This window comes from Streptomyces sp. NPDC046887 (genome assembly GCF_040644755.1).
Lineage (GTDB): Bacteria > Actinomycetota > Actinomycetes > Streptomycetales > Streptomycetaceae > Streptomyces > Streptomyces lichenis.
This window is the reverse complement of sequence record NZ_JBEYXH010000017.1, coordinates 61,173-84,851: the sequence shown is the minus strand read 5'-3', so window position 1 is coordinate 84,851 and position 23,679 is coordinate 61,173. Positions and strand designations below refer to the sequence as shown.

At 72.0% G+C, this 23,679-nt stretch carries 17 protein-coding genes; 7 read left to right on the top strand and 10 right to left on the bottom strand.

Annotated features, from left to right (window positions below):
- Window positions 1-6: 6 nt before the first annotated feature.
- Window positions 7-4,398, bottom strand: coding sequence for a caspase family protein (locus ABZ945_RS17875; RefSeq protein WP_361270044.1), 4,392 nt, complete (start codon window positions 4,396-4,398; stop codon window positions 7-9).
- Window positions 4,399-4,677: 279 nt separating this feature from the next.
- On the opposite strand from ABZ945_RS17875, the gene ABZ945_RS17870 reads away from it, so the two are divergent.
- Window positions 4,678-6,246 carry an FAD-binding oxidoreductase gene (locus ABZ945_RS17870; RefSeq protein ID WP_361270041.1) on the top strand — a complete coding sequence of 523 codons (1,569 nt, stop codon included), beginning with the start codon at window positions 4,678-4,680 and terminating at the stop codon, window positions 6,244-6,246.
- A 189-nt stretch (window positions 6,247-6,435) separates the two neighbouring features.
- Complete coding sequence (locus ABZ945_RS17865) at window positions 6,436-7,212, top strand: DUF5701 family protein (protein WP_361270039.1); 777 nt, start codon at window positions 6,436-6,438, stop codon at window positions 7,210-7,212.
- A gap of 127 nt (window positions 7,213-7,339) precedes the next feature.
- Here the strand turns inward: ABZ945_RS17865 and ABZ945_RS17860 are convergent, their stop codons facing one another.
- The 5 genes from ABZ945_RS17860 to ABZ945_RS17840 all read right to left on the bottom strand — a co-directional run bounded on the left by ABZ945_RS17860 (window position 7,340) and on the right by ABZ945_RS17840 (window position 12,501).
- On the bottom strand, window positions 7,340-7,729 hold the full coding sequence (locus ABZ945_RS17860) for a VOC family protein (RefSeq protein WP_361270036.1): 390 nt from the start codon (window positions 7,727-7,729) through the stop codon (window positions 7,340-7,342).
- A gap of 124 nt (window positions 7,730-7,853) precedes the next feature.
- On the bottom strand, window positions 7,854-8,672 hold the full coding sequence (locus ABZ945_RS17855; protein ID WP_361270034.1) for a siderophore-interacting protein: 819 nt from the start codon (window positions 8,670-8,672) through the stop codon (window positions 7,854-7,856).
- 58 nt (window positions 8,673-8,730) lie between these two features.
- Window positions 8,731-9,069 carry a hypothetical protein gene (locus ABZ945_RS17850; protein WP_361270031.1) on the bottom strand — a complete coding sequence of 113 codons (339 nt, stop codon included), beginning with the start codon at window positions 9,067-9,069 and terminating at the stop codon, window positions 8,731-8,733.
- Between the two features lie 239 nt (window positions 9,070-9,308).
- Window positions 9,309-10,544, bottom strand: a complete 1,236-nt coding sequence (locus ABZ945_RS17845) for an aminotransferase class V-fold PLP-dependent enzyme (RefSeq protein WP_361270029.1) — start codon at window positions 10,542-10,544, stop codon at window positions 9,309-9,311.
- 127 nt (window positions 10,545-10,671) lie between these two features.
- Window positions 10,672-12,501 (bottom strand): ABC transporter ATP-binding protein, encoded by a 1,830-nt coding sequence (locus ABZ945_RS17840; RefSeq protein ID WP_361270155.1) that lies wholly within the window; start codon window positions 12,499-12,501, stop codon window positions 10,672-10,674.
- A gap of 457 nt (window positions 12,502-12,958) precedes the next feature.
- Here ABZ945_RS17840 and ABZ945_RS17835 point away from each other — a divergent pair, with 457 nt between their 5' ends.
- On the top strand, window positions 12,959-13,585 hold the full coding sequence (locus ABZ945_RS17835) for a TetR/AcrR family transcriptional regulator (RefSeq protein WP_361270027.1): 627 nt from the start codon (window positions 12,959-12,961) through the stop codon (window positions 13,583-13,585).
- A gap of 61 nt (window positions 13,586-13,646) precedes the next feature.
- Here the strand turns inward: ABZ945_RS17835 and ABZ945_RS17830 are convergent, their stop codons facing one another.
- Both ABZ945_RS17830 and ABZ945_RS17825 read right to left on the bottom strand, forming a co-directional pair.
- A complete protein-coding gene (locus ABZ945_RS17830) occupies window positions 13,647-15,392 on the bottom strand; it encodes an ABC transporter ATP-binding protein (protein ID WP_361270024.1) in 1,746 nt (581 codons plus the stop codon).
- Complete coding sequence (locus tag ABZ945_RS17825) at window positions 15,389-17,149, bottom strand: ABC transporter ATP-binding protein (RefSeq protein WP_361270022.1); 1,761 nt, start codon at window positions 17,147-17,149, stop codon at window positions 15,389-15,391. Before ABZ945_RS17825 ends, ABZ945_RS17830 begins: the two co-directional genes overlap by 4 nt.
- A 93-nt stretch (window positions 17,150-17,242) precedes the next feature.
- Between ABZ945_RS17825 and ABZ945_RS17820 the strand changes: the two genes are divergently transcribed.
- From ABZ945_RS17820 to ABZ945_RS17805, 4 genes are all read left to right on the top strand, one after another.
- Window positions 17,243-18,298, top strand: coding sequence for an ABC transporter substrate-binding protein (locus tag ABZ945_RS17820; RefSeq protein WP_361270019.1), 1,056 nt, complete (start codon window positions 17,243-17,245; stop codon window positions 18,296-18,298).
- A gap of 8 nt (window positions 18,299-18,306) precedes the next feature.
- The gene (locus tag ABZ945_RS17815) at window positions 18,307-19,401 is read left to right on the top strand and encodes an iron ABC transporter permease (protein ID WP_361270016.1); all 1,095 of its coding nucleotides are present in this window, start codon (window positions 18,307-18,309) and stop codon (window positions 19,399-19,401) included.
- Window positions 19,398-20,219 carry an ABC transporter ATP-binding protein gene (locus ABZ945_RS17810; RefSeq protein WP_361270014.1) on the top strand — a complete coding sequence of 274 codons (822 nt, stop codon included), beginning with the start codon at window positions 19,398-19,400 and terminating at the stop codon, window positions 20,217-20,219. Before ABZ945_RS17815 ends, ABZ945_RS17810 begins: the two co-directional genes overlap by 4 nt.
- Window positions 20,220-20,329: 110 nt before the next feature.
- Complete coding sequence (locus ABZ945_RS17805; protein WP_361270011.1) at window positions 20,330-20,824, top strand: response regulator transcription factor; 495 nt, start codon at window positions 20,330-20,332, stop codon at window positions 20,822-20,824.
- 155 nt (window positions 20,825-20,979) lie between these two features.
- Here the strand turns inward: ABZ945_RS17805 and ABZ945_RS17800 are convergent, their stop codons facing one another.
- Together ABZ945_RS17800 and ABZ945_RS17795 are read right to left on the bottom strand one after the other, a co-directional pair.
- Window positions 20,980-22,038 (bottom strand): methyltransferase, encoded by a 1,059-nt coding sequence (locus ABZ945_RS17800; protein WP_361270008.1) that lies wholly within the window; start codon window positions 22,036-22,038, stop codon window positions 20,980-20,982.
- A 45-nt stretch (window positions 22,039-22,083) separates the two neighbouring features.
- The gene (locus tag ABZ945_RS17795; RefSeq protein ID WP_361270006.1) at window positions 22,084-23,598 is read right to left on the bottom strand and encodes an FAD-binding protein; all 1,515 of its coding nucleotides are present in this window, start codon (window positions 23,596-23,598) and stop codon (window positions 22,084-22,086) included.
- Window positions 23,599-23,679: the final 81 nt, after the last annotated feature.

Genomic DNA, 23,679 nt, shown 5'->3' with positions numbered 1-23,679 from the left:
GCACCCTCACTCATCCTCGTCGTCCTGCCCGTCCCACCGCAGGGGCGGAGGCACCTCGTCGGCCGCGGCGCTCAGGGTGAGCGAGTCGGGCAGTCGGTAGCCGAGCTCCTCCAGGCGGACGACAACCGCGCGGACCGACACCCCGAGCAGGGCCGCACCGCGCAGGACATGCGCGGCACGGAGCGGAGTGGCCAGATCGAGCCAGGGACCCGAGGAATCGAGATCACGGCTCATGAGCATGCGGTCCGCCGGGGCCGCGTCACGCAGCGCGCCCCCCGCGGTGGTGAGTCCGTAGTGCTCCAGGCGCGCGACGACACGAGCCGTGGTCATCCTGCTGATGGCGGCCGCGCGGAGGATGAGCGCGGGGGCCACCACCTCCTCGGGGTCGAGCCAGGGCGGGCCTCCGTTGAGCTTCCGGCTGAGGAGGTTGCTGTCGCCGTCCTCGTACGAGGGCGTCGAGTCGAAGCGCGGCCGGTACCCCAGCTCGACCAGCCGCCTGGTGACGGACTGAACCGTCCGCCCGGTGCGGACGGAGGCGTTGACGATATGGCCGGGGTGGACCGGCTCATCCGGGTCCAGCCAGGGGTCGGGCATCGAGGTGTACCTGCGGAGAAGGGCGAGATCGCCGCTGTCCAGCGAGGGCATGGGGGTGGCGGACACCGGGACCCCGAACCGCCGCAGCCGGTCGGACACCTCCTCGACGGACCGCGCGGTGGTCCGGGCGGCCCGCTCCAACCAGGGCTGGTTCACCGGTGTGTCCAAGGCCAGCCAGGGAACCCGCGCGTCCAGGTCCCGGCTGAGGAGGGTGAGGTCGTCGGCCTCGTGCAGGGGCAGCGGCTCGTAGGCGATCCGGTAGCCGAGTGCGGTCAGTCGCCGGACGACATGCTCGACCGTTCTCCCGGTCGCTCGCGCGGCGGAGATGACCTGGGCGGGGTGGACCGGTGCCCCGGGGTCGAGCCAGGGGCCCTCCACCGTATGGCCTCCGCTGACGATGAGCCGGTCCTCCTCCCCCAGTGGGGACGGGGGCACGCTCGTCACGGAGAAGCCCAGTCGCCGCAGCCGGTCGGCGATCTCCTCGGTGGGACGGCCGGTGTGCCGGGCGGCCTCGGAGATCACGCCGATGGCCACGCGCCGGCCATGGGCGAGCGCCGAGACCGACCAGTCCATGTGCTTCCCCGCGGCGCCCGGCAGCAGCAGATGCGTGTCGGAGGGCAGGGGGGCCGGTGGCAGCGGCGCCGCCGAGGTCAGCCCGGGGTAGAACCCGGCCGCGGCCAGATGCTGCTGTCGGAAGGCGTCGACGGACGGCGGATAGTGGGGGAGGGCACGCTGCTCTTCCACGTCATGGAGCAGCGCGGTATCGCGGGCGAAGTACCCCGACTTGGTGATGTCCACCGTGCGGTGTCCGATCCGCCAGGGACCGAACCCGGCCCGCACCGCCTCCAGGAAGATCGCGTCAGCGATCGCCGGGCTCTCGTGCAGCAGCGTCCCGAGCCATCCGGAGGTCAGCACGGCGTCCCCGGTGGCGAGCAGCGCGGGAATCGCCTGGCGCAGCAACCGCTCGGCCTCGCCGATGTCGGCGTCGATCATCCGCCGCCGGTCCACGGTCAGCCGCGGCCGGTGCCGGCCCGTCAGGTTCACCACCGCTCCGAACCGGTGCGTCCCGGCCCACAGGCCGTCCGCGAGCAGGGCCCCGTTGGTGCTGCACCACCACACCGAGGGGTCGCCGCCGGCCACCACGACCGTCCTCCCCGTCCGCTCGTTCCCCGGAAGGTAGGGGTCCTCCGTGCCCAGGGGAGCCCGGTCGCCGAGGATGTCCGGCCGCCAGGCCTGCGATTGGCCGGTGGACTCGTCGCTCGCCCTGACCTCGTATTCCGACAGCCACAGGATGCGTCGCAGCACATCGACGCAGGAGGCGGTGTCCGCTGACCGCAAGCGGAGGCGGACACTGGTGTAGGCGTCCTGGCAGGGCTCCAGGCGCTGGATTCGGAACAGCGCGCCGGGCCCGGCGATCTCGACGCGCAGGTGCTCGCCCGGCAGCCCCGCCCGAGTGAGCCGGCAGGTGGTGACCGTGATGTCGTCCGCCAGCATGAAGTAGCTGAGCACCCCCACGCCGAACTGGCTGTTGGGGTGCATCTCGATGCCGTGCTCCTGCCAGCGGGCCCGCTCCTCGAAGTACTCCGGAAGGTCCGAGAACCGCATTCCGGCGTGCGAGAACACATCCCGCAGCTCCGGCCGGCCCATGCCGATCCCGTTGTCCCGGCACTCCAGGTACGGTCCTCTCTCGTCGGCGCCCTGGGTGAAGGTGATGGTGCCCCGGTACGGCCTCGGCTCGGAGCCGGTGGCCCGCAGGTAGGACGTGCGCGCCGCGCGGTAGCGGCAGGCGTCCAGGGCGTTCTGGTACAGCTCGCGGATGGCGAGGGCCGGGTCCCCGTACAGGGCCTCGCCCATCAGCAGCTCCTGGATGTGGTCGTCGGCCAGCCGGAACCTCAGCTCGGTCGACTCGTACGCCCCCCGGCCGTCCGCGTCTACGCCCGGGGTGACCTGGTCGGCGGTGACATGGAGGGGCAGATGGCGCAGCAGGGCCGGTCGGCCGGCCTCGCCGCCCTCGATGTCGATCCTGGCCAGCAGCGTGTCCAGGGCGGCGGCGTGCTGGCGCAGGGCCAGATCCACGGCGAGGTGGCCGCAGGTGGCGCTCAGCACCCGGGTCCGCCCGTTGGGCTCCCAGCGCAGTCCGGCCAGGGTGCCGTGCAGCTCGGCGAGATCCACCGCGTAACCGATGCCGATGTGGTCCACCACCACATCGGGCAGGGCGATCGGGTCGATCGCGAAGAGATGGGCGATCCGCAGCAGCTCCGCGAGCTGGTGGACCCGCACCCGCTGCGCGGTCTCCGCCGCGCCGACGGTACGGGGCCGGGTGGCGCCCGCCTCCTGCCGGGAGGGGAAGTGGGGCGCCCGCAGCAGCTGGGCGATCAGCCGGGGGTCCAGCACCTCCTCGACCAGCCGCCGCTCCCTGGAGGTGCGATCCCCCAGGGGCACCGCCAGACGGTCCAGCAGCACCTCCACCGCGTCCGCTTCGTAGATCCTCGACTGCCGGATCAGCCAGCGATGGAACAGCCACCAGCCGATCGCCTCGGACGCATCCGTGTCACCGGCGCGCAGCGCCCGCCGCACCAGCCGGGGCAGGCCCGCCAGGAAGCCCTCGTAACTCTGCCGTCCCCGTGAGGTGCTTTGCGTGTCGGCGAGGACGGTGGGCCCGATCGTGCTGTACGGGCCGGCGCTGTGCCGCCAGAACACGGCCTGCAGGTAAGGGTGGGTGACGAGGAGGAACACCTCCGCGGCGGACAGCTCCAGTTCCTCGGGCCGCAGACTGCTGTCAAGTACCAGGCTGTCGGTCCACTCGGCGAGCCGGTCGGTGAAGGCCGCCGAGCGCCAGGGGTCCCCTGGCAGTGTCACGCCGTCCAGCACTGTCTCGCCTGCGGCACGGGCCACCAGCGCGGTGGCGGTCTCGCGTAGCAATGCGAGCCCCCGCTCGTCGCTCACATGGCTCCACAGCGGGTGGTCGCGCACCGCGGTGACCCACTCGTGGTCCTCCACCGGTGACAACAGTCCGTGGCCTGCGGGGCCGTTCGCGACCCCGGTGTACGCGCGGTTGGCGCAGAGCACGATCTGGTGGCCGAGGTCCCGGGTGCTCATCCGGGGCTGCGGCACCCGGTAACCGTCGATCTCCCTGCCCTGCAACCGGCTGTGCAGAGCCCCGAATACCTCGGCCATGCTCAGTCCCGGCAGCAGTTCGGCGCGGCGGCCACCCGGCAGGTCACCGCTCAGCCCCTCCGCCATCAGCCGGGCCAACTCCAGCGTGAACACACTGCCGTCGGGCAGGCACAGCGAGCGCTCGTCCTCGGCAGCCGAGGTCAGCACACAGGCGCCGATGATCTCCACGTCCTGCGGCGTCGGAGGCTGGTCGTCGGACATGGCCAGCGCCAGACCGCTGTAGCAGCAGTCCACGATGACGACTTTGCGTCGCGCCGCCGACCCGCGCACCAGCTCCCGGATCTCGTCGTACTTCACCGAGTGGTACGGGCGCCGCGGATCGGAGTCCCGGGTGGCGAGAAGGAAGGAACGCCTGCCTCCGTCGAAGTGCCCATGGCCCGCGTAGTACACCAGCAGCAGATCGGTGGCCTCCTCCGCGGCGTCGTGCAGCGCGTCCAGCATCTCCTGCCGGGTCCCGTCCGGAGGGACGACGACGCAGTCCTCCTCCGCGAGCCCGCCGACGTCCTCGCTGGTGAGCAGCGCCCGCAGCGCGGGGACGTTGAACCGGACGCCGCTGAGCGGGGTCAGCCGGCGGAAGTCATGGACGCCGAACAGCACGGCCCGGGAACGGTCCTCGGCCGGGGTCACCGGCCTGCCCCGCCCGCAGACCGCAAGCACACGGAGGCTTCCCCGTCCACCGACACGCCAAGCCCCATGCCCACCGCCCCAACGACCCGAACGAGCCATCCGCAGCCAGTACTTGACGCGAGCTTAGCCAGCGCCGCCCCTTTCTCCACCCGTTCCGCCCGATTCCCCCACCCGCCCCCGGGCAACCCCGCACCCCCCGTCCGCATCCTCCCCTCTGCCGGGCGGCGGGGGATCGACCCCGCCCCCATCCGCATCCGACGGACGGAAGGAAGAGACGCGATGACCCTGGAAACGACGGGTGTACGGCGGAGCCCCGCCCGGCGCGGAGTGCTGCGGGCCGGCCTCGGGGCGGCGGTGGCGGGTGCCACCGGTGCGGCTCTGCCCGGCTGCACCGCGCACGCGGCCGGCGGCAGCGCGCCCAAGAGCGCCTGGACCGCCTTCGGCAAGGAGCTGGACGGCAGCCTGATCCGCCCCGGCGACCACGACTACGACGCGGCCCGGGTGCTGTTCAACCCGCGCTTCGACACCGTCCGCCCGGCCGGGGTGGCCTACTGCGCCGGGCCGGACGACGTCCGCACCGCGCTCGCCTTCGCCCGCAAGCACGCCATACCGGTGGCGATACGCAGCGGCGGCCACTCCTACGCCGGCTGGTCCACAGGCAAGGACCGCCTGGTCATCGACGTCCAGCGGATGGCGAAGACGACCCTCTCCGGGACCACGGCCACCGTCGGCGCGGGCGCCAAACTCATCGACGTCTACGACCGGTTGACCGCCCACAAGAGGGCGCTGCCGGCCGGGTCCTGCCCCACCGTGGGGGTCTCCGGGCTGGCGCTCGGCGGCGGTATCGGTGTCGTCGCCCGGGCCTGGGGTCTGACCTCCGACCACATCACCGCCGCCCGGATCGTCACCCCGGACGGCCGGCTGCGCACGGTGGACGCCACCCACGACCCGGACCTCTTCTGGGCCCTACGCGGCGCCGGCAACGGCAACTTCGGCGTGGTCACCTCCCTCGACCTGCGCACCCACGCCATGCCCTCCTGCACCACCTTCTTCCTCTCCTGGCCCTGGTCCCGGGCGGCCGCCGTGGTCCGCGAGTGGCAGCGCTGGGCGCCCTCCGCGCCCGAAGGCATCTGGGCCAACCTGCATCTCGCCGCCCCGGTCGGCGGCCGCCCCGGCAAGGTACGGGTGGGCGGTCTGAGCCTGGAGCCCCGCTCCACCCTGATGAACCAGCTCGACCGCTTCGCCGACCGGGTGGGCGCCCCCGCCACCGGCGTCTCGGTGAAGCCGCACACCTTCATGGACGCCATGAAGATCATGGGCGGGGTCTCCGGCCGCACCATCGCCCAGGCCCACCAGCGCGGCACCCTGCCGGGCCGCACCCGCCAGGGCACCGTCGCCCGCGAGTCGTACGCCGCCCGCTCCGACTTCTACACCCGCGACATCCCGGCCCGCGGCGTCCAGGCCCTGATCGCCCGGGTCGAGGCCCTCGCCAAGCTCCGCGGCGGCGGCTCCGGGAGCATCGCCCTGGACGCGCTGGGCGGGGCGGTCAACCGAATCGGCGCCCAGAGCACCGCCTTCGTCCACCGCGACGCCCGCTTCCTCGCCCAGTACATCGTCTCCTGGCCCGACAACGCCTCCGCCACCACCGTCGCCGCGCACCGCTCCTGGCTGGACACCACCCATGCCGCGATGCGGCCCTGGGCGAGCGGCGGCGCCTACCAGAACTACACCGACCCCGCCCTCAAGGACTGGCGCCAGGCCTACTACGGCGCCAACGCCGCCCGCCTCACGAAGATCAAGCGGACCTACGACCCGAACCGGGTCTTCACCTCCCCCCAGGGCCTCTGACCGGCCCACGGACCGGCCCACGGACCGGCCCACCAGGGAACCACTCCGGCCGCCGCGCCGTTGCTCCTCGGCAGAGGGCGCCGCGCGGCGACGGGGCAGCGGGGGTGCGCCGGAGTCGGCGGCACGGTACGGCGGGGGCCACCCGCCCCTCCCTTTCCTGTCGTCCCCCGGCAACGAAACGAGGCCACCATGCCCGACACCGACACCGACACCGACACCGGCACCGACACCGGCACCGACACCGGTACCGCGGCGCCCGCCGTACCCGCCCTCCCGTCCCTCAGCGACCAAGCGGAACAGCTGATCCGGCTCGGCGTACCCGGACTGGCCGGGCTGTCCGCCGAGGAGGTACGCGGCTTCGCCGCCAGAGCCGCCACCGCCGCGAAAGCCACCACAACCGGCACCACAACCGGCATCGGCACCGGCACTGGCATCGGCACCGGGGCCGAGGGCTCCCTGCTCGCCGTCCACCCGGCAGCCGCTCCCGCCTCGGTGCTCGCGCCCCTGCTGCGCCACGCCGACCGGCCCGGCTTCGTGGTCGCCGACATGCCCGACGTCGACCTCTTCACCCCGTACGGTGTCGAGCTGCCCGACAGCCCGCTCTACCTGGTCGACGGCGTCGACCGCGGCGACCACATGTCCAACTGGAGCCCCGACGAGGCCCTTCCCGCGCTCACCGGCGAGGGCCGCACCCCGCTGCTGCTCACCGAGGGCATCCACTGGCTGCTCCAGACACCGGACGTCCTCGTCCGCAACCACTGCTTCATGACCATCGGCTCCCGGCTGCGCAAGGCGAACGGCTCGTATGACGCCCGCACCCCGGCGATCTGGATCAGCAACGGCACCGGTCGGGACGGCCGCGAACGGCGCAACGCTCCCAAGGTCGGCTGGTGCTGGTGGAACAACCGCCACACCTGGCTGGGCTTCGCCTCCACCACCGGCCGCCGCACCACCCCGGAGGCCTGACCCCCAGGGCCGGTCCGAGCATCAAGGAACAACGGCCGAGGGCCGCACCCCACCACGGGGTGCGGCCCTCGGCCGTACGGATGCCGTACAGATGCCGTACGGATGCCGTACCGAGGCAGTGGCGCTGCTACGAGGCCCAGCCGCCGTACGGCACGGTGATGAGCTCCAGCGCATGACCCGCCGGGTCCATGAAGTACACGCCGCGGCCACCGTCGTTGCGGTTGATGGTGCCGGGCTGCGTCTGCCGGGGGTCGGCCCAGTGCTCGATCCCGCGCTGCTCGATCTTGGCGTACGCCGCGTCGAACTCCTCCTCGGAGATGAGGAAGGCGTAGTGCTGCGGGGCGATCCTGTCCGCGGGGATGGTGGCGAAGTCCAGGGTCACACCGTTGCCGAGGGCGACGGCGATGAAGGGGCCCCACTCGCTGGTGATGTCCAGGCCGAGCAGCTCGGTGAAGAACTCCGCGGATTCGCGGTTGTCCCGGGCGTGCACGATGGTGTGGTTCAGTTCGACGGGCAAGGAATGCCTCCGAGGGCATCTCCTGACACCTCCATGCCTCACCCAGACGGTGACCGACACGCGATGTCGTCGTAGACCCTACCGACATCCGCTCGCCGATCAACTCCTTTTCACCAGGCAGCGATCAGGCGGCCCGTGCCGTCTCGTGCCTCCAGAAGCCCGAGAAGGTGATGCGCTCCTTGGGCAGGCCCACCCGGTGCAGATGCCTGCGGCCCTCGGTGGCCAGGGTCGACTCGCCGACGACGAAGGCGTACCCCGCCCCGTCGGCGGAGCGGAGCCGCAGGAGCTCGCGGAGCGCGGCGGTGCCGGGGACGGATCCGGTGTCCTCGCGGACGACCCAGGAGACGGCCATCCCGGACGGGGCGTCCAGGGCGCGCCGGTCCTCCGCGGTGGGCACCTCCTGGATGAGCCGTCCCACGGTCCCGCGCGGCAGGGAGCGCAGGATGTTGACCGCGGCGGGCAGACCGGTCTCGTCGGCCACGACGATGACCTCGGAGGCGTCGGACGGACAGTCGAACAGGATGCCCTGGTCCAGGACGGCGAGCGCGTCCCCGGGGCGCGCGCGGCAGGCCCAGACGGCCGCCCGGCCCTCGATCTCACCGGTGTGGTCGCGGTGCACCACGAAGTCGATGTCCAGCTCGGCCGACTCCGGCCGGAAGTCCGCCACCGAGTAGTTGGCGCAGTGCGGCCGCTCGGCCTCGGGGATGGCCAGATACGGCTGCCACCACCGGTCCCCGGTGAACTCCGGCAGCCGGAGGCGCTGTTGATGGGGAAGCTGGAGGAAGAGCCGGAACCAGTGGTCGAAGCCCTGCCACGGGAACCCGGCGAGATCCTCCCCGGTGACGGTCAGGCGGTGCATGGAGGGGGTCACACGCTCGCCGCGCAGGACATGTGCGCGGAACATCCCGGGGTGCTGCGGCGTCAGCCGACGGATCTTCGCCATGCCAACGAAGGCTAGCCTAACCTAAGCCTCCATGGGGATCACGGGCCTGTGGGCCGGCTCACCGACCGTGCAGAAAGAACCGCGCCGGGACCAGGAGCTCATGCCCCAGCCGGAAGCGGACGCGCACCCCCTTCTCCGTCCACGCGGTGGACGCCACCCCCTGTCCGGCAAGCTCCGGGTCGACGTCCAGCCGGTGCCCGTACGACAGCCCCGGGTCCCGGCCGATCACCAGGGTGTACGAGTGCCGCCCGGACAGCGTCCACTCATGGACCAGCCCCAGGTGGTGCGCTGAGCCGTCCTCGTAGGCCACGGACGCGGGAGCGGTGCTGCGGTACGCCACCTCGAACCACGGCCACCACAGCACGGCCATCACGGCGGCGGTCAGCAGCACCCCCACGGTGCCGCCCAGCAGGGCCGGGCGCAGAGCCGCGCGCCGACGCGGCCGAGTGCTTCCGCCGGGTGGCTCGGACGCCGGCGTGTGAGTCTCCGGTACGTGAGTCCCGGGTACGTGATTCTCCGGTACGTGAATGGTGCCGCTCCTCGGTCGCATACGAGCCCCCCGGGCGTACCGGGGCTTCCGCGGACAAGGACGCGGGACCGGGGCACGGGGTTCGGCGGGATCGCGGGACCCCGCACTCACCCCCGGGCCTTACCGGCCGTGCGGGCCCACTCGGCGAGGACGGGCACGCACTTCTCGGCGAAGTGCTCGTAGTCGTCCGGGGTGTTGTAGACATGGGCGGAGAGGCGCAGATAGCCGGTGCCGCCGAAGCTGGTGAAGGCCGCTTCCACGCCCAGTTCGCGGGCGACCCGGTCCCGTAGGGCGTCGGCCTCGACGCGGGTCGTGCCGAGACCGGCGGGCAGGCGGACCAGCCGCATGCCCGGGACGGGCGTACCGGCGTCGACGGGGCCGCCGGCCGAGGCCGCCTCGGTGAACGCGGCGGTGAGGATCCGCTCGGCGTAGGAGGCCAGATCGTCCATATAGCGGCGGGCGGTGTCCCAGCCCCAGGACCGCTCGATGAAGTCCAGCGCCGTGGGCGCCGCCAGACAGGACGTGGCGTCCACCGTGCCCTGCTGGTCGAAGCGGTCGGGGTAGGGGTCGGAGGTGCCCCAGGAGTCGATCAGCGGGTGGAGGCGCTCGCTCAGGGGGCCCTGGGCCACCAGCGCCGCGGTGCCGCGAGGGGCGCAGCCCCACTTGTGGAGGTTGCCGACCCAGAAGTCGGCCGGGACACCGGCCAGCGGGGCGGCTATCAGGCCGGGGGAGTGCGCGGCGTCCACGAGGAACGGGATGCCGCGCCTCCGCGCCTCCGCGCCGATCAGGTCCACCGGCATCCGCCGGGCCGTCGGCGAGGTGATCTGGTCCACCACGACCAGGCCGGTGTTCTCACTCCACTCGGCCACCACCGCCTCGTACGCCTGCCGTTCGTCGGCGTCCAGCGGCACCCTGGCCGTGCGCACTCGCCCGCCCCAGCGCCGCGCGAGCCGTTCGGCGCCCATGGCGACGGCCCCGTAGCCGTGGTCGGTGACCACGACCTCCCCGCCGGGGCGGTGCGGCAGGGCGGCCAGGACGACGCTGATGCCGGCGCTCGCGTTCGGCACCAGGGCGAGAGAGTCGGGGGAGGTACGGAGAAATGCCGCGAGCGGGACGCGGGTGGCGGCCAGCCGCTGCGGCAGCGCCGGGAACCACACCACCGGGGCGCGCTCCATCTCCGCCCGCAGCAGGTTTGCCCGCTCCTGTGCCACCAGCGGGACCGCTCCGAACGAGCCGTGGTTCAGATGCCGCAGCGCCGGGTCCAGCGACCACGCCGCCGCCGCGGGCCGGCCGTCGGGCAGCGTGAGGGGGCTCGGTGCGGTGGTGACCTCGGTCTCGCTCATGTGATTCCTCTTCTGCCTCTCCGCGCGCGCCGGGACATCGGACGCCGACCGGTGAGTCTTCCAGCTCGGGCGTGAGGGCGTCATCGGCAGTCTCTCCCTGGCCCTCGGACGTCAGGCGCCTCGGACGTCAGGCGGGGGCGCTCCTCTCACCGCCGGTGCGCTGCTGGAGTTCCCAGAGGGAGCGGAACAGGCCCGGTTCGCGGGTGAGTTGCGCGTACGTCCCCTCCTGTACCAACCGGCCCTGGTCGAGGACGACGATCCGGTCGGCCACGGCGACATTGGCGAGCCGATGGGTGATCAGCAGGATCGCCCGGTCCTTGGCCAGTTCCCGCAGCCCCGTGAAGACATGGTGCTCGGCTCGCGCGTCGAGGGCGGCGGTGGGCTCGTCCATCACGAGCAGGGCCGCCTGGCGGTGGAACGCCCGGGTGAGCACGGTCCGCTGCCACTGGCCACCGGACAGCTGCTGGCCTCCGAACCATTCGGACGTCAGCAGGGTGTCCAGGCCGGACCGCAGACCGGGCAGCATGTCCGCGGCGCCGGACGCCGCGCAGGCCGCCAGGACGGCGGCGTCACCGGTGTCCCCCTGGCCGAGGGTGATGTTGTCCCGCAGGGTCAGCGGCAGATAGGTGTACCGCTGCGGGGCCAGGGCGACGTGCTGCCACGCCTCCCAGGGCTCCAGCCGGGCCGTGGTCGTGTGATCCCAGGCCACCTCGCCGGACGTGGGCAGCAGCAGCCCGCAGATCAGCCGGGACAGCGTGGACTTCCCCGAGCCGTTCTCCCCGACGAGCGCCACGATCTCCCCGCGCCGCACCAGGAGCGACACCCCGCTCAGGCTGTCCCGCTCGGCTCCGTCGTACCGGTAGCTGACATCGCGGACCTCGAACCGCTCCGGCGCCGCGGACAGCGCCTCGGTGCCCCGCGAGGCGGCCATGGCCTGACCGTGGGCGTTGTCGAGGAAGTTCTGCCAGTCCTGCACATACCAGCCGGTGCGCACCAGCCGGGCGCCGCCGTTGATGATGCCGCGCACGGACCCGGTCGCGGTCTGCAGGGCGAAGACCGCGCCGCCGCCGGCCGCCAGGTCCATCCGCCCCGACGCCAGCAGCCACAGCAGGGCGGCCCATACCGCGGCCGAGGCCACCCCGCCGGCGGCCGCGCCCGCCAGGCCCATCCACGCCCCGGTGTTCGCGGCCGTGCGCTCGGCGGCGTTGACCGAGGCGGCGAGCCTGCGGTAGCGGGCGATCAGGAACGGGCCGGCCAGGCAGGCCCGCATCTCCTCGCTGGACTCCACGTACGCCAGGTGCCACCGCAGTTTGTGCAGCATCCGGCGCCGCCCCGAGGTCAGCACCCCCGCCAGGTACACCACCCGCGCGGCCCGGACATACGCGGAGGCCTGCGGCAGGCACGCCAGCAGCAGCAAGGGCAGCAGCAGCGGATGGATCACCGCCAGGACGGTGGCGCCCGCCGCGAGGGTCGCGGTGGCGGCCAGCACGTCCTGGGCCTCCGCCACCAGGTCCGGGGTGACCTGGGCACCGCGGTCGGCGATGTCGTAGAAGTCGTTGTAGCCGGGCTGGTTGTTCGCCGCCAGCTCGGCGCCGAGCGCCGCCTCGATCATCGTGAGCTCCGCGGCCCGGGCCAGCACCGGCCGCAGGCGTCCGGTCAGCCAGGTGACGATGATCCCCAGCAGCGCGCGCAGCCCGGTCGCCGCGGCGATGACGGCCAGCTGCGGGGCCGCCTCCCACAACCGGTCGGTGAGGTCACCGGAGGCGATCAGCGCGGTCAGCGTCCCGGTGACGGCCAGCAGCCCCAGGGCCGCGAGCACCCCGGTGCCGACCTGGCAGGCGAGCAGCCCGGCCGTCGCGACCCGGTCCACCCGCCAGGCCATCCTCAGCGACCGCAGCACCAGCGCGGGCAGCCGCCGCGCCATGGTGGCGGTCGTCATCTGCGCACCGGCCTGCATCCTGGACGCGTCCCGGTAGAGGAACTCCTCCTCCTGCGCCGTGCTCACACCGTCCGGAGGACTCGCCTCCGGTGCGCCCTTGTCCGGCTGTGCGGATGTGCTTCCCGAACCCATATCGGCCCCCGTCGATCGTCCACGGCTGATTCACGAGGCTCAACGACTCGGTCGCGATATCGAACACATGTGTTTCGGTCGGATGGGGAATCCCGAGCTGAAGCGGGCGGTGGAGTGTGTGGGATGCATCGACCCGGTCCCCGCAACGGGAGGAGAAAGGAAGGAGGGGGAGGGGTGGTTGGCCGAAACGCCGAGGGGGCGGGGGCCTCCCGCGGCGGGTTGGGCGAAGGTTCACCTCGCGCCGGCGACCGGCCTGCGCGCCTCAGCCGGGGAGCGGCCGGGGTGGCGCGGGCGGGCCACCCCTGTGGCACCTCGCCCCCGCCCGACCCGTAGAATCGGTGGAATGAGTGTGCGCCGATCCACCCCGGGCCGCCCGCGAACCAAACCCGCCGAGGAGCGGCGCGCCGACCTTCTGGACGCGGCCGAGAAGGTGTTCGCCGAGCGGGGCATCGACGCCGCCCGGATCGACGAGATCACCGAGCTGGCGGGTGTCGCGATCGGCACCTTCTACCTGCACTTCGGCTCCAAGCGCGACCTCATGGCGGCGGTACAGGCCCGCTTCAACGAGCGGCTGGTCGAGCGGCAGCACGCGGCGGTGCAGAAGCTGCCCGCCGACGACTGGGTCGGACGGGTGGACGCCTGGCTCAGCGATGCGGTCCGGGTCTATGTGGAGCACGCCGAACTGCACGATGTGCTGTACGGCCACACGCCGATCAACGCCAAGACGGAGATGCAGGTCACCACCGAGAACGCGCATGTGGAGGCGTTCCGGCGACTGATCACCGAGCGTCCCGACCCGCCGGCGGACGCCCCGAACCCGGCCATGGCGGCGAACCTGATCTACAGCGCCTGGTACGGCGCCACCCATACGCTGCTGCACCACGAGGCCGAGGACATCGACCGGCTGGCCGATGAGCTGATCGCCGACATCACCGATCTCGCCCACCGCTATCTGCGTACCGAGAGGTGATGCCCCGCTGCCGGCGACCCTGGGTTCGGATCGCCGGCAGCGGGGTGGCGCGGGGCGCCGGTCAGCGGCTCACATCGGCGATACGCCACTGACGTGCCCGCTCGTACTGGGAGCTGAGGCGCGCGAACACCCCACCGGTGCGCAGCAGTTCCTCCCGGGTGCCGCTCTCCACGACCCGGCCCGCGTCGAGCGCGACCACATGGTCCGCGGCGGCCAGGGTGGCGGGGCGGTGGGCGATCACGATCACCGTACGGTCGGGGTCGGCGCCCAGGTTGGCGATGGCCCGGGTGATCGCGGCCTCGTTCTCCGGGTCGAGCGCGGAGCTGGCCTCGTCCACCAGGACGATACGCGCCCGCTTGAGCATCGCCCGGGCGATGGCGACGCGCTGGCGTTCGCCGCCCGACAGCTGGGCGCCGCCCTCTCCTACCCGGGTCTGCCAGCCGGCGGGCAGCCGCTCGATCACCTCGTCCAGCCGGGCCGCGGTGGCCGCCTCCGTCAGCTCCTCCCAGGTCGCCTCGGGGCGCGCCAGGCGCAGGTTGTCCTCGATGGTGTCGTCGAAGAGGTAGACGTCCTGGAAGACGATGGCGATCTCGTCCAGCAGGGTGCCCGGGTCGAGTTCGCGCACATCGGCACCGCCGACGCGCAGCTCACCCGAGTCGATGTCGAAGAACCGGGCGATGAGCCGGGTCACCGTGGTCTTCCCGGATCCCGACGGTCCGACCAGGGCGGTGGTGGTGCCCGCGCGGCAGCGCAGGGAGACGTCCTTGAGGGCGGGGGTGTCGGTGCCGGGGTAGGTGAAGGTGACGTCCGAGAACTCGACGTCGGCCTCGGCGATCCGGCGCACCGGCTCGGCCGGAACCGGCAGCGTGGGGGTGGACAGCATGTCCTCGATGCGCGCGATCTGGTTCCGCAGCGCGCGCAGGGCACCGATCAGCTCGATGAGGTTGCCCAGCGGCTCCAGGAAGCGGGCGGCCAGCACCAGCAGCACGATCGCCTTGGCGACCTCGATGCGCCCGCTGAGCATCAGCTCGGCGGTCAGCGCCAGCACCGCGACGAACCCGGCCATGATCACACCGGTGTAGACGAAGAACGGCTGGCGCGCGCGGCGCATCCCGTCCCGGTAGGTCTCGCGGTGGTCCTCCAGCGCGGCGCGCATCCGGGGCGTGCCCTCGGCATGGCCGGCGGCACGTAGGACCGGCTGGGCCTGGCCCAGCTCGATCGCCCGGCTGGCCACCCCGGCAGCCGCCTGCTCCAGCTCGATCTCGGTGATCTCGGCGATCCGCGCGGCGCGTTGCAGGGCCACCCAGGCGACCAGTGCGATCACGCACAGCAGCAGCGCCATCCGCCAGTCCACCGTGAACGTCACGATGACGACCGTCGCGGGCAGCAGGGTCGAGGTGATCACCGGGCCGCCGATGGTCACGGCCAGATGCGCGGCGCTGCCCACGTCGGCGGTGACCGCCCGGGCGAGCCGGGCCTTGTGCTCGGCGGTGAACCAGCCCAGGTCCAGCGTGCTCACATGGTGCATCAACCGCCGGCGCAGCTGGGCGGCGAGCGCGCCCGCCGCCGCGAAGCCCACCGGGGTGGCGACGATGCTCAGGCCCGCGTACAGCACCGCGCCGACCGCGCCGAGCACCAGCCAGGTGGTGGCCGCGCCGATGTCCGGTTCGGGGCGCACGACGGCGTCCAGGATCGGGATGAGCAGGGCGAGCAGCAGACCCTGCAACACCGCCTGCGCCGCGGTGAGCAGCCACAGCCTGGCCAGCAGCTGCGGGTTCGGCCAGAGCCGGTACAAGCGGCGGATCACGCCAGCACCCCTTCCTGGGCGGCCCACATCCGGGCGTACAGCCCGTCGCGGGCGAGCAGTTCCTCGTGGCGGCCCTGTTCGACCAGTCGTCCGTTCTCCAGGACGAGGATCTGGGCGGCGCCCGCGATGGTGTGCAGCCGGTGGGCGATGACGATCACCGTCTTGCCCACCGCCAGATTGGCCAGCGCCTCCTGGACGGCCGACTCGCTGTCGGCGTCCAGGGCGGCGGTCGCCTCGTCCAGGACGACGATCGGCGCCCCGGACAGGATCGCCCGGGCGATGGTCAGCCGCTGGCGCTCACCACCGGACAGCCCGCCGCCGGCCGCGTCCAGCAGGGTGTCGTAGCCGTCGGGCAGGCTCTCGATCACCTCGTGGATGTGTGCGGCCCGCGCCGCCTCGCGTACCTCCGCGTCGCTGGCGCCGGGCCGGCCGATACGGATGTTCTCCACCACGCTGTCCCGGAGCAGGGCGACATCCTGGAAGACCAGCGACATCGACGCCAGCAGCTTCGCGGACGGGATCGAGCGCACATCCACGCCGCCGATCCTCAGCGAGCCCGCCGTCACCTCGTAGAAGCGCGGCAGCAGGCTGGCGAGGGTCGTCTTGCCGGCGCCCGAGGGGCCCACGATCGCGGTGACCTGGCCCTGCGGGCAGACGGCGCTGATCCCCTCGACGGCGTTGGTCACCCCGTCGTAGGAGAAGGAGACCCGGTCGAACTCGACGCCATGGCCGCCGGGCGTCTGCGGCTTCTCGGGCTCCGGCAGCGGGGTACGGGCCAGCAGCTGCTCGATGTTGGCCGCGCCCATCCGGCCCTTGCGCACGCCCTGGGCGGCGGTCACCGCGGGCAGGATGGAGTTGGGCAGCCCGATGGCGACCACCAGGAACGCCACCAGGTCCGCGACGCTCAGCGAACCGCGGTCGACCAGGGCGAGACCGGCGGCCGCCACGGCGGTCAGCACGGCCATCTCCGAGCCGAACAGCCGCGAGGCCGCGGAGCTGTGGCGCACCTCGGCGACCCAGGCCGCGAACGCCTGGGAGTGCTCGTCCACGGCGTCGTCGAAGCGGCGCAGCACCCGGCCCCCGGTGCCGAAGGTCTTCACCACCTGGATCCCGTCGGCGTACTCGACACTGGCGGCGCTGATCCGGGCGTCGGCGGCGACCAGCCGGTTCATATGAGCCGTCATGGACCGCATCGACACCCGGAAGAAGATCCCCATCAGCAGGAGCACGCCCAGCACGACCAGCGCCATACGGACGTCGACGAAGAGCAGATAGACCGTCGCGACGGTCATCACGGTGGTCGCCCCGACCAACTGCCCCAGGGCGTGCGCGATGACCTCGTGCATCTCCTCCAGGTCACCCGTCATCGCCCGCTTGACCTTGCCCGAGCCCGCGGCGCGGAACCAGCCGAGCGGCAGCTTGCCGAGGTGGGTCACGATCCGCACCCGTACGTCGTGCAGGATCGCCGCATCGGCGTAGTGCCCCACCCGTGAGGACTGCACGAACAGGACCAGCCAGAGGCCGCCACCCGCGGCACCGATGCCGACCCAGGTCCAGATGGCGGTATGCGACCGCGCCGGGTCGCCGAGCATGAGCCGCGCGATCTCGGCGACGGCGATATAGGGCACGATGCCCGCCGCCGCGCTCAGGCTCGACAGGATCGCGCAGATGACGAGTTTGGGCCTGATCGGAGCCAGCAGCCGCAGTAATGCGCCAGGTCCTGCCAGCCCCGGAGTCTGCGATGTTGATCGGTTCATTAGGGTAACCTAACATGGCGACTGAGGCTCATTCAATAATGTGCTCACCGCTCGGCGCCGCATGAGGACTTCACCGAAGGGAACGCCCTCTCCATGTTCCAGCCGCACCTCGACGCTCCGTCATCAAGCCGTGGACCACGCGACGCCCGGAACCGGCCCCGGGCCGTCATCGTCGGCGCGCTGGTCGCGCTCACGGCCGCCGGAGCGAGCGGGTGCTCCCGTACCGGCACCGACGCGCGCCAGGAGGGCGGGGCGGGCCGGATCACCTTCGAGAGCTGCGGACAGAGCGTCGAGCTGGACCGCGTCCCCCAGCGGGTGGTGATCACCACCGACGCCATCGCCGACACCCTGGACGGGCTCGGTGTGGCCGACCGGATCGTCGCCAAGACCCGCGGTGAGTCCGCCCCCGCGCCCGAGCTGAAGGCACGCCTCGCGGCCCTGCCCAGCCTCGGGAGCCGCAATCCCAGCATCGAGGCACTGGTCGCCGCCAAGCCCGAGCTCCTGATCACCGACCAGGTCGAGAAGGTCTCCGGCAAGGCGGGCAGCCCGAGCATCGCCGAACTGAAGAAACTGGGTATCGCCACCTATGTGGTCGGTGGCGGTTGCGCCGCTGACCTGCGCTCGGACACCTCCGGGCTGGACGCGCTCGACGGCGACCTCCGGCAGCTCGGCACCATCTTCGGCGTACGGGCACGCGCCCAGGAGCTGACCGACGAGCTGCACGGCAGCCTGGACGACATACGTAAGAAGACCGCCCAGGCGCCCAAGCCCAAGGTGGCCGAGCTCTCCCAGGTCGCCGGCCAGCTCTATGTGACCTCCGGCGGCCTCTCCCACGATGTGCTGACCCGGGCAGGCGGGACCAATGTCTTCGCCGACCTGCCCGGGCAGTTCGCCCCGGTCAGCCCCGAGCAGATCGTCGCGCGCAACCCCCAGGCCATCGTCATCGACAACTTCACGGCGACCACCGACGGCCGGAACGAAGCGCTCGCGTACCTGAACAAGACCTTCCCCACCGTCGAAGCGATCAAGAAGAAGCGGATCCTGGCCATCGACGCGGCCAAGACCGGGGCGCGCGGCAGCACCAGACCGGTGCAGGGCGTCACCGAGATCGCGGGCTTCCTGCACCCCGGCACGACCCGCTCCCAGTAGGGCTCGCGATGCACAAGCAAACAACCACCACCACGGTCGACGGGCGCCCGCAGGGCGTCCGCCGGCCGGCCACCGGCCGGGGCGGCTGGCGCGCGCCCCTCTCCGTCATCGCGCCGCCGCTGTTCGTCCTCCTCCTGGTCACGGTCTGCGTGGCCGTGTCGGTGGGATCGGTCAGTGTGCCGCTGGAGACCGTCGTCAAGGTCCTCGCCGACCATCTGACCGGCCTCGGGACGCCCGCCGGTGTCATGGACGACCAGATCGTCTGGAACCTGCGGCTGCCGCGCGTCCTGCTGGCCGCCGTCGTCGGCGCGGGGCTCGCCGTCGTCGGCACCACCCTGCAGGCGACCGTCCGCAACCCGCTCGCCGACCCCTATGTGCTCGGGGTCTCCGCGGGCGCCGGGCTGACCGCCTCCCTGGTCATCACCCTCGGCTCGGCGGCGGTGGCCGGCCTCTCGACCTCGGCCGCCGCCTTCGTCGGAGCGCTCCTGGCGATGATCGCGGTCCTCGGACTGTCCCGCCGGGCCGGCCGGGTCATCCCGAGCCGGCTGATCCTCGCCGGGGTCACCCTCTCCTACCTCTTCAGCGGAGCCACCAGCTTCGTCATCTTCCGCAGCGGCAACGAGAGCGCGGCGCACTCGGTGCTGTTCTGGCTGCTGGGCTCGCTGTCGGAGTCCTCCTGGTCGAACCTGGCACTGCCGGCGGCGGCCGTGCTGGTCGTCGGCGGCTATCTGATGGTCCAGACCCGGACCCTCAACGCACTGGCGGCCGGCGATGACGCGGCGCTCTCGCTCGGTGTCGCCGTGCACCGCGTCCGCATCCGCCTGCTGGTCGTCGCCTCCCTGCTGACCGGCGTCCTGGTCGCCGTCTCCGGCGGGATCGGCTTCGTGGGACTCATCGTCCCCCATCTCGTACGCCTGGTCGTGGGCCCGGACCACCGCCGGCTGCTTCCCCTGGCGATGCTCGTCGGCGCGATCTACCTCGTCGTCGTGGACGTGCTCTGCCGGATCCTCGTCCGCCCCGAGGAACTCCCCATCGGGATCGTCACCGCCGTGCTCGGCGCGCCGGTCTTCCTCTGGCTGCTGCGACGCTCGGAGGCGTCATGAGACTCAGGCTGACCGGCGTCAGCGCCCGGATTGGCTCCGCCCCGGTCGTCGCGGACTGCGACCTCACCGTCGAGGACGGCGAACGCGTCGGTCTCGTCGGCCCCAACGGCAGCGGCAAGACCTCGCTGCTGCGCACCGTCTACCGCGCGCTCGACCCCTTCGCCGGCAGTGTCGCGCTCTCCGGCGACGAGGTGACGACGCTCAGCCAGCGCGAGGTCGCACGGCGGGCCGCGCTCGTCGCCCAGGACAGCACCCCGGACTTCGACTTCACCGTGGAGGAAGTGGTGTCCATGGGGCGCGGACCGTGGCTCCGGGCCTTCGAGACGACCACCGGAGGCGGGGACGCGCCGATCACCGCCGCACTGGAGCGCGTACGCCTGGCGGACCACCGCACCCGCAGGCTCTCCACCCTCTCCGGTGGCGAGCGTCAGCGGGCCCTGGTGGCCCGGGCGCTCGCCCAGGAGAGCCCGCTGCTCCTCCTCGATGAACCGACCAACCACCTCGATGTGTACGCGGCACTCGAACTGCTGGAGCTGGTACGCGATCTGGGGCGTGCCACGCTCTGTGTGCTGCACGACCTCAATCTCGCCGCCGCCTACTGCGACCGGCTCTACGTCCTGCACCGCGGGCGGATCGTCGCGGACGGCCCGCCCGCCGAGGTACTGAACCCCGAGCTCGTCCGGACCGTCTTCGGAGTCGGGTGCACCCAGCTGACCCATCCGGTCACCGGCGGCCTGCTCCTGGCGTTCTCCCCGCTGCAGACGGCCCCGGTCACCGCACTCGGTGAAGGAGCGACCCGATACCCCTCACCCCACTGACCTCCGGGTCATCGCCGGACTTCGCGGCGCCATTGGCCTCGCGAGGAGCTCCATCGAAGTCCGAAGCCGCGTCGTCCCAACGAAAGGCGAATCACCCGATGATCGATCGCGTGAATGTCATACCGTTAACGGAACGCCAGGATGAAGACGAAGCCCAAGCGGCCCTCACCCAGATCGACGAGGTGCTGGCGCTGCTGCAGGAGCTCGGCGATGTCGCACGCCGCGCACGCAAGAACCTGGTCGCCCCGCGGCACCGGGGCACCCGTGGCACCCCCGCTCCGATGGCGCCCACCGGGGCGCCCCGCCCGCTGAAGCGGTCCGAGGACTGTACCGCCGGCGAGGCCGGCGCCCGCGACACCCGGCCTGGTACCCCTCAGCAGCCCCTCCCGCTCACCCGGCGCCAGAAGGAAGTGCTCAATCTGCTGGCCCAGGGCCTGTCCAACCGCCGGATCGGCCGTGCCCTGCACATCACCGAGCAGACGGTGAAGGCCCATCTGCACATGGTCTACCACAAGCTCGGCGTCGCGGACCGTACGGAGGCGGTGGTCATCGCCATGCGCCAGGGACTGGTCCAGCACCAGCGCCGGGAGGACACACCCTCCTGACCGGCCCGCACCCGGTGTGCGCGCCGGGCGGCGGGCGGCAGGGGCGGGTGAGTCGAAGCCACTGCCGCCGGAAGTGATCCTTACTGTCCCCTCGTGTTCGGTGCGGACGTGCAGGCCCGGCCCGGTGGCGGCCCGGCCGGGGCTTGCACGCGGTGTCAGACCGCGGTGTCGGGCACCACCTCGATCAGCGACGCGTTGAGCTCCTGGGCCAGCGGCACCACCTCGGTGACGCGCAGCCCCGCCCGCGCGCAGAGGGCGGTGTACTCCGCCCGGGTGCGCTGCCGGCCGCCGATCGTCACCAGCATATGGAGATCGGTCAGATACGGGTTCTCCAGGGCCGCGTGGTTGAGGGAGGCCGCACTGGCCGTGTCGGGCAGCACCGGCTCGGCGATGAGCAGCCGGCCATGGACGGGCATGGCCGCCCGGACCCGGCGCAGAATGGTCCAGGCGCGTTCGTCGTCCCAGTTGAGCACCACGTTCTTGATGAGATACAGGTCGGCGCCCTTGGGTACTTCGGCGAAGAAGTCCCCGGCCACCGCGCGGCACCGCTCCGACAGCCCGGACGCGGCGATGGTCTCCCGCGCCCGCGCCACCCCGGCCTCGGTCTCCAGCACGGTGCCCGTCAGCTGCGGGTACCGGTCCAGGAGTGCGGCGAGCAGGGTGCCGTCGCCACCGCCGACATCGACCGCCGTGCTGAACCGGCCCAGATCGTAGGCCGCGGAGATCGCCGCGGCCATCTCCAACGGCAGATGGCGCTTGCTCATGGCCGCGTGGAACAGGGCGGCCAGCTCCGGCTTGCCCGAGAGGTAGTCGTACACCGGCTCACCGAAGTGCGTGTCGAACGCGGGCCGGCCGGTGCCCAGCGACTCCTCCAGGTTCAGCCAGTTGCGCTGGAAGACGTCATGGGTGAGGAAGGCGGCGAAGGCCAGCAGCGACGCCGGGGTGTCGCGGCGCAGCAGCGCTCCCGCCTCGGTGAGCGCGAACCGCCCGGGCCGGGACTCCACACACAGCCCGAGCGAGGACAGGGCGCGCAGCAGCCTGCCCAACTGCGCGGCGGGCATCCCGCAGGCGAGAGCGAGCTCGTCGGTGTCGGCCTCGCCGTCGCCGATACGGTCGGCCAGCTCCAGCCGCGCGGCGGCGCCGACGGCCTGGGTGGCCAGTGTCCCGAAGATCGCTGAGATCACGGTGCGACGGGCGTCGGCCTCGGTCGTCATGGACTCACTGTTCCTTCCATAGGGCCATAGGGCGGTGTAGGGAAATCAACCGGCGATGGACAGCGCGTGGTGGAAGATGTCCAACGGGTCCCACCGCGCCTTCACTTGCTGCAACCGGGGATAGTTCTCGCCGTAGTACAGGGCATGCCAGGGGACGCCGGAGGTGTTCCATTCCGGGTCCGCCAGATCGACATCCGCGTAGTTGATGTACGCGCCGGTGGTGACCTCGTTCGGTACCGGCACCCCACCCGTCGAGGAATGAAGCTCTCGGTACAACTCGCGTATCCAGCGCAGTTGCCGGTCGTCCTCGACGGGGTCCTGCCAGGTGACCATGGAGAACATCTTGAGCAGGGCGTCCCGCGGTATGGCCGTGGCGGCGGAGGGCACCGTGTTCACCTTGCCGCCGTAGGCGATGAATTCCACCGACGCATAGCCGGCCCGGTAGTCGTCCCGGGTGAGATGCCGGTAGAGGGTGGCGAGCTGATCCGCGCCGTACGGGGCGCGCAGATCCGCCGACTTGACCTTGCACCGCAGTCCGATGGCCGCCGGCCCGGTGTCCGGGACGGCCAGATAGCGGCTCGCGGCCATCCAGGGCAGGGTCAGGAATCTGATCGAGGGGGCGGGTGGGACACCGGTGTTGAGCGCGTCGAGGAACGCGGCCATCCGGGCGGCTGCGTCCGGCGACTCCGCGGGCAGCTGGGCCTGGAGGACGATGTTCCCGGCCGAGCGGTGCAGGCAGTTGAGGGTGGCGTACAGATCGACGTTCGGCGAGTCCACCGTGCTGTTCGCCAGCTGCCAGTCCATGAAGTTGCCCAGCAGCCGGATGAAGTCCGCCTCGCTGAGCTGCTGCCATGGCCAGCTTGCCTCCGCGATGCGCAGGGCGCTCGGCGGGCGGGGCAGCAGGCCGGCCGGATCGGTGCCGGACGCCTCCGGGGAGCGCATCCAGTAGCGGGTGATCACGCCGAAGTTCCCGCCGCCGCCACCGGTGTGCGCCCACCAGAGGTCTCGGTCGGGGTCGCTCTCCTCACGGGTGGCCACCACCGTCGACACGTTCCGGTCCTGGTCCACGACCACCACCTCGACCGCGTACAGATGGTCGACGCTCAGCCCCAGCAGCCGGGACAGCGGCCCATAGCCACCACCGCTGATGTGGCCCCCCGCGCCCACGCCCATACAGAAGCCGACCGGGAGGGTGACCCCCCAGCGTTGGAAGAGGGTCCGGGTCATCTCTCCCACGGAAGCGCCCGCCTCGATGACGAAGGCATTGCGCTCCGGGTCGAAATCGACCCGGGACATGGCGGAGAGGTCCAGGATTACCTGTACATCGGGCGCCGCCACGAAGTCCTCGCCGCAGTGCCCGCCCGAGCGCACGGTGATCCGCTTCCCCGCCGCCACCGCCTCGCGGACCGCCTCCTCGACCTGCTGAGGTGAATGGGCCAGCCGGAAATAGTCCGGCTTTGCGACGAACCGGTAGTTGTAGGCGTGGCACAGATTCTCATAGCGGATGTCGGCGGGCGTGACCAGATTTCCCTTTTCATCCTCGCTGTCGTCACGTTTCATGAACCGGTCCACCCGTCTCTGCTATCCGGTCCGCACGGTGGTGGCGGACGGCGAGGATGATCACCCTGATTGCGCCTCAGT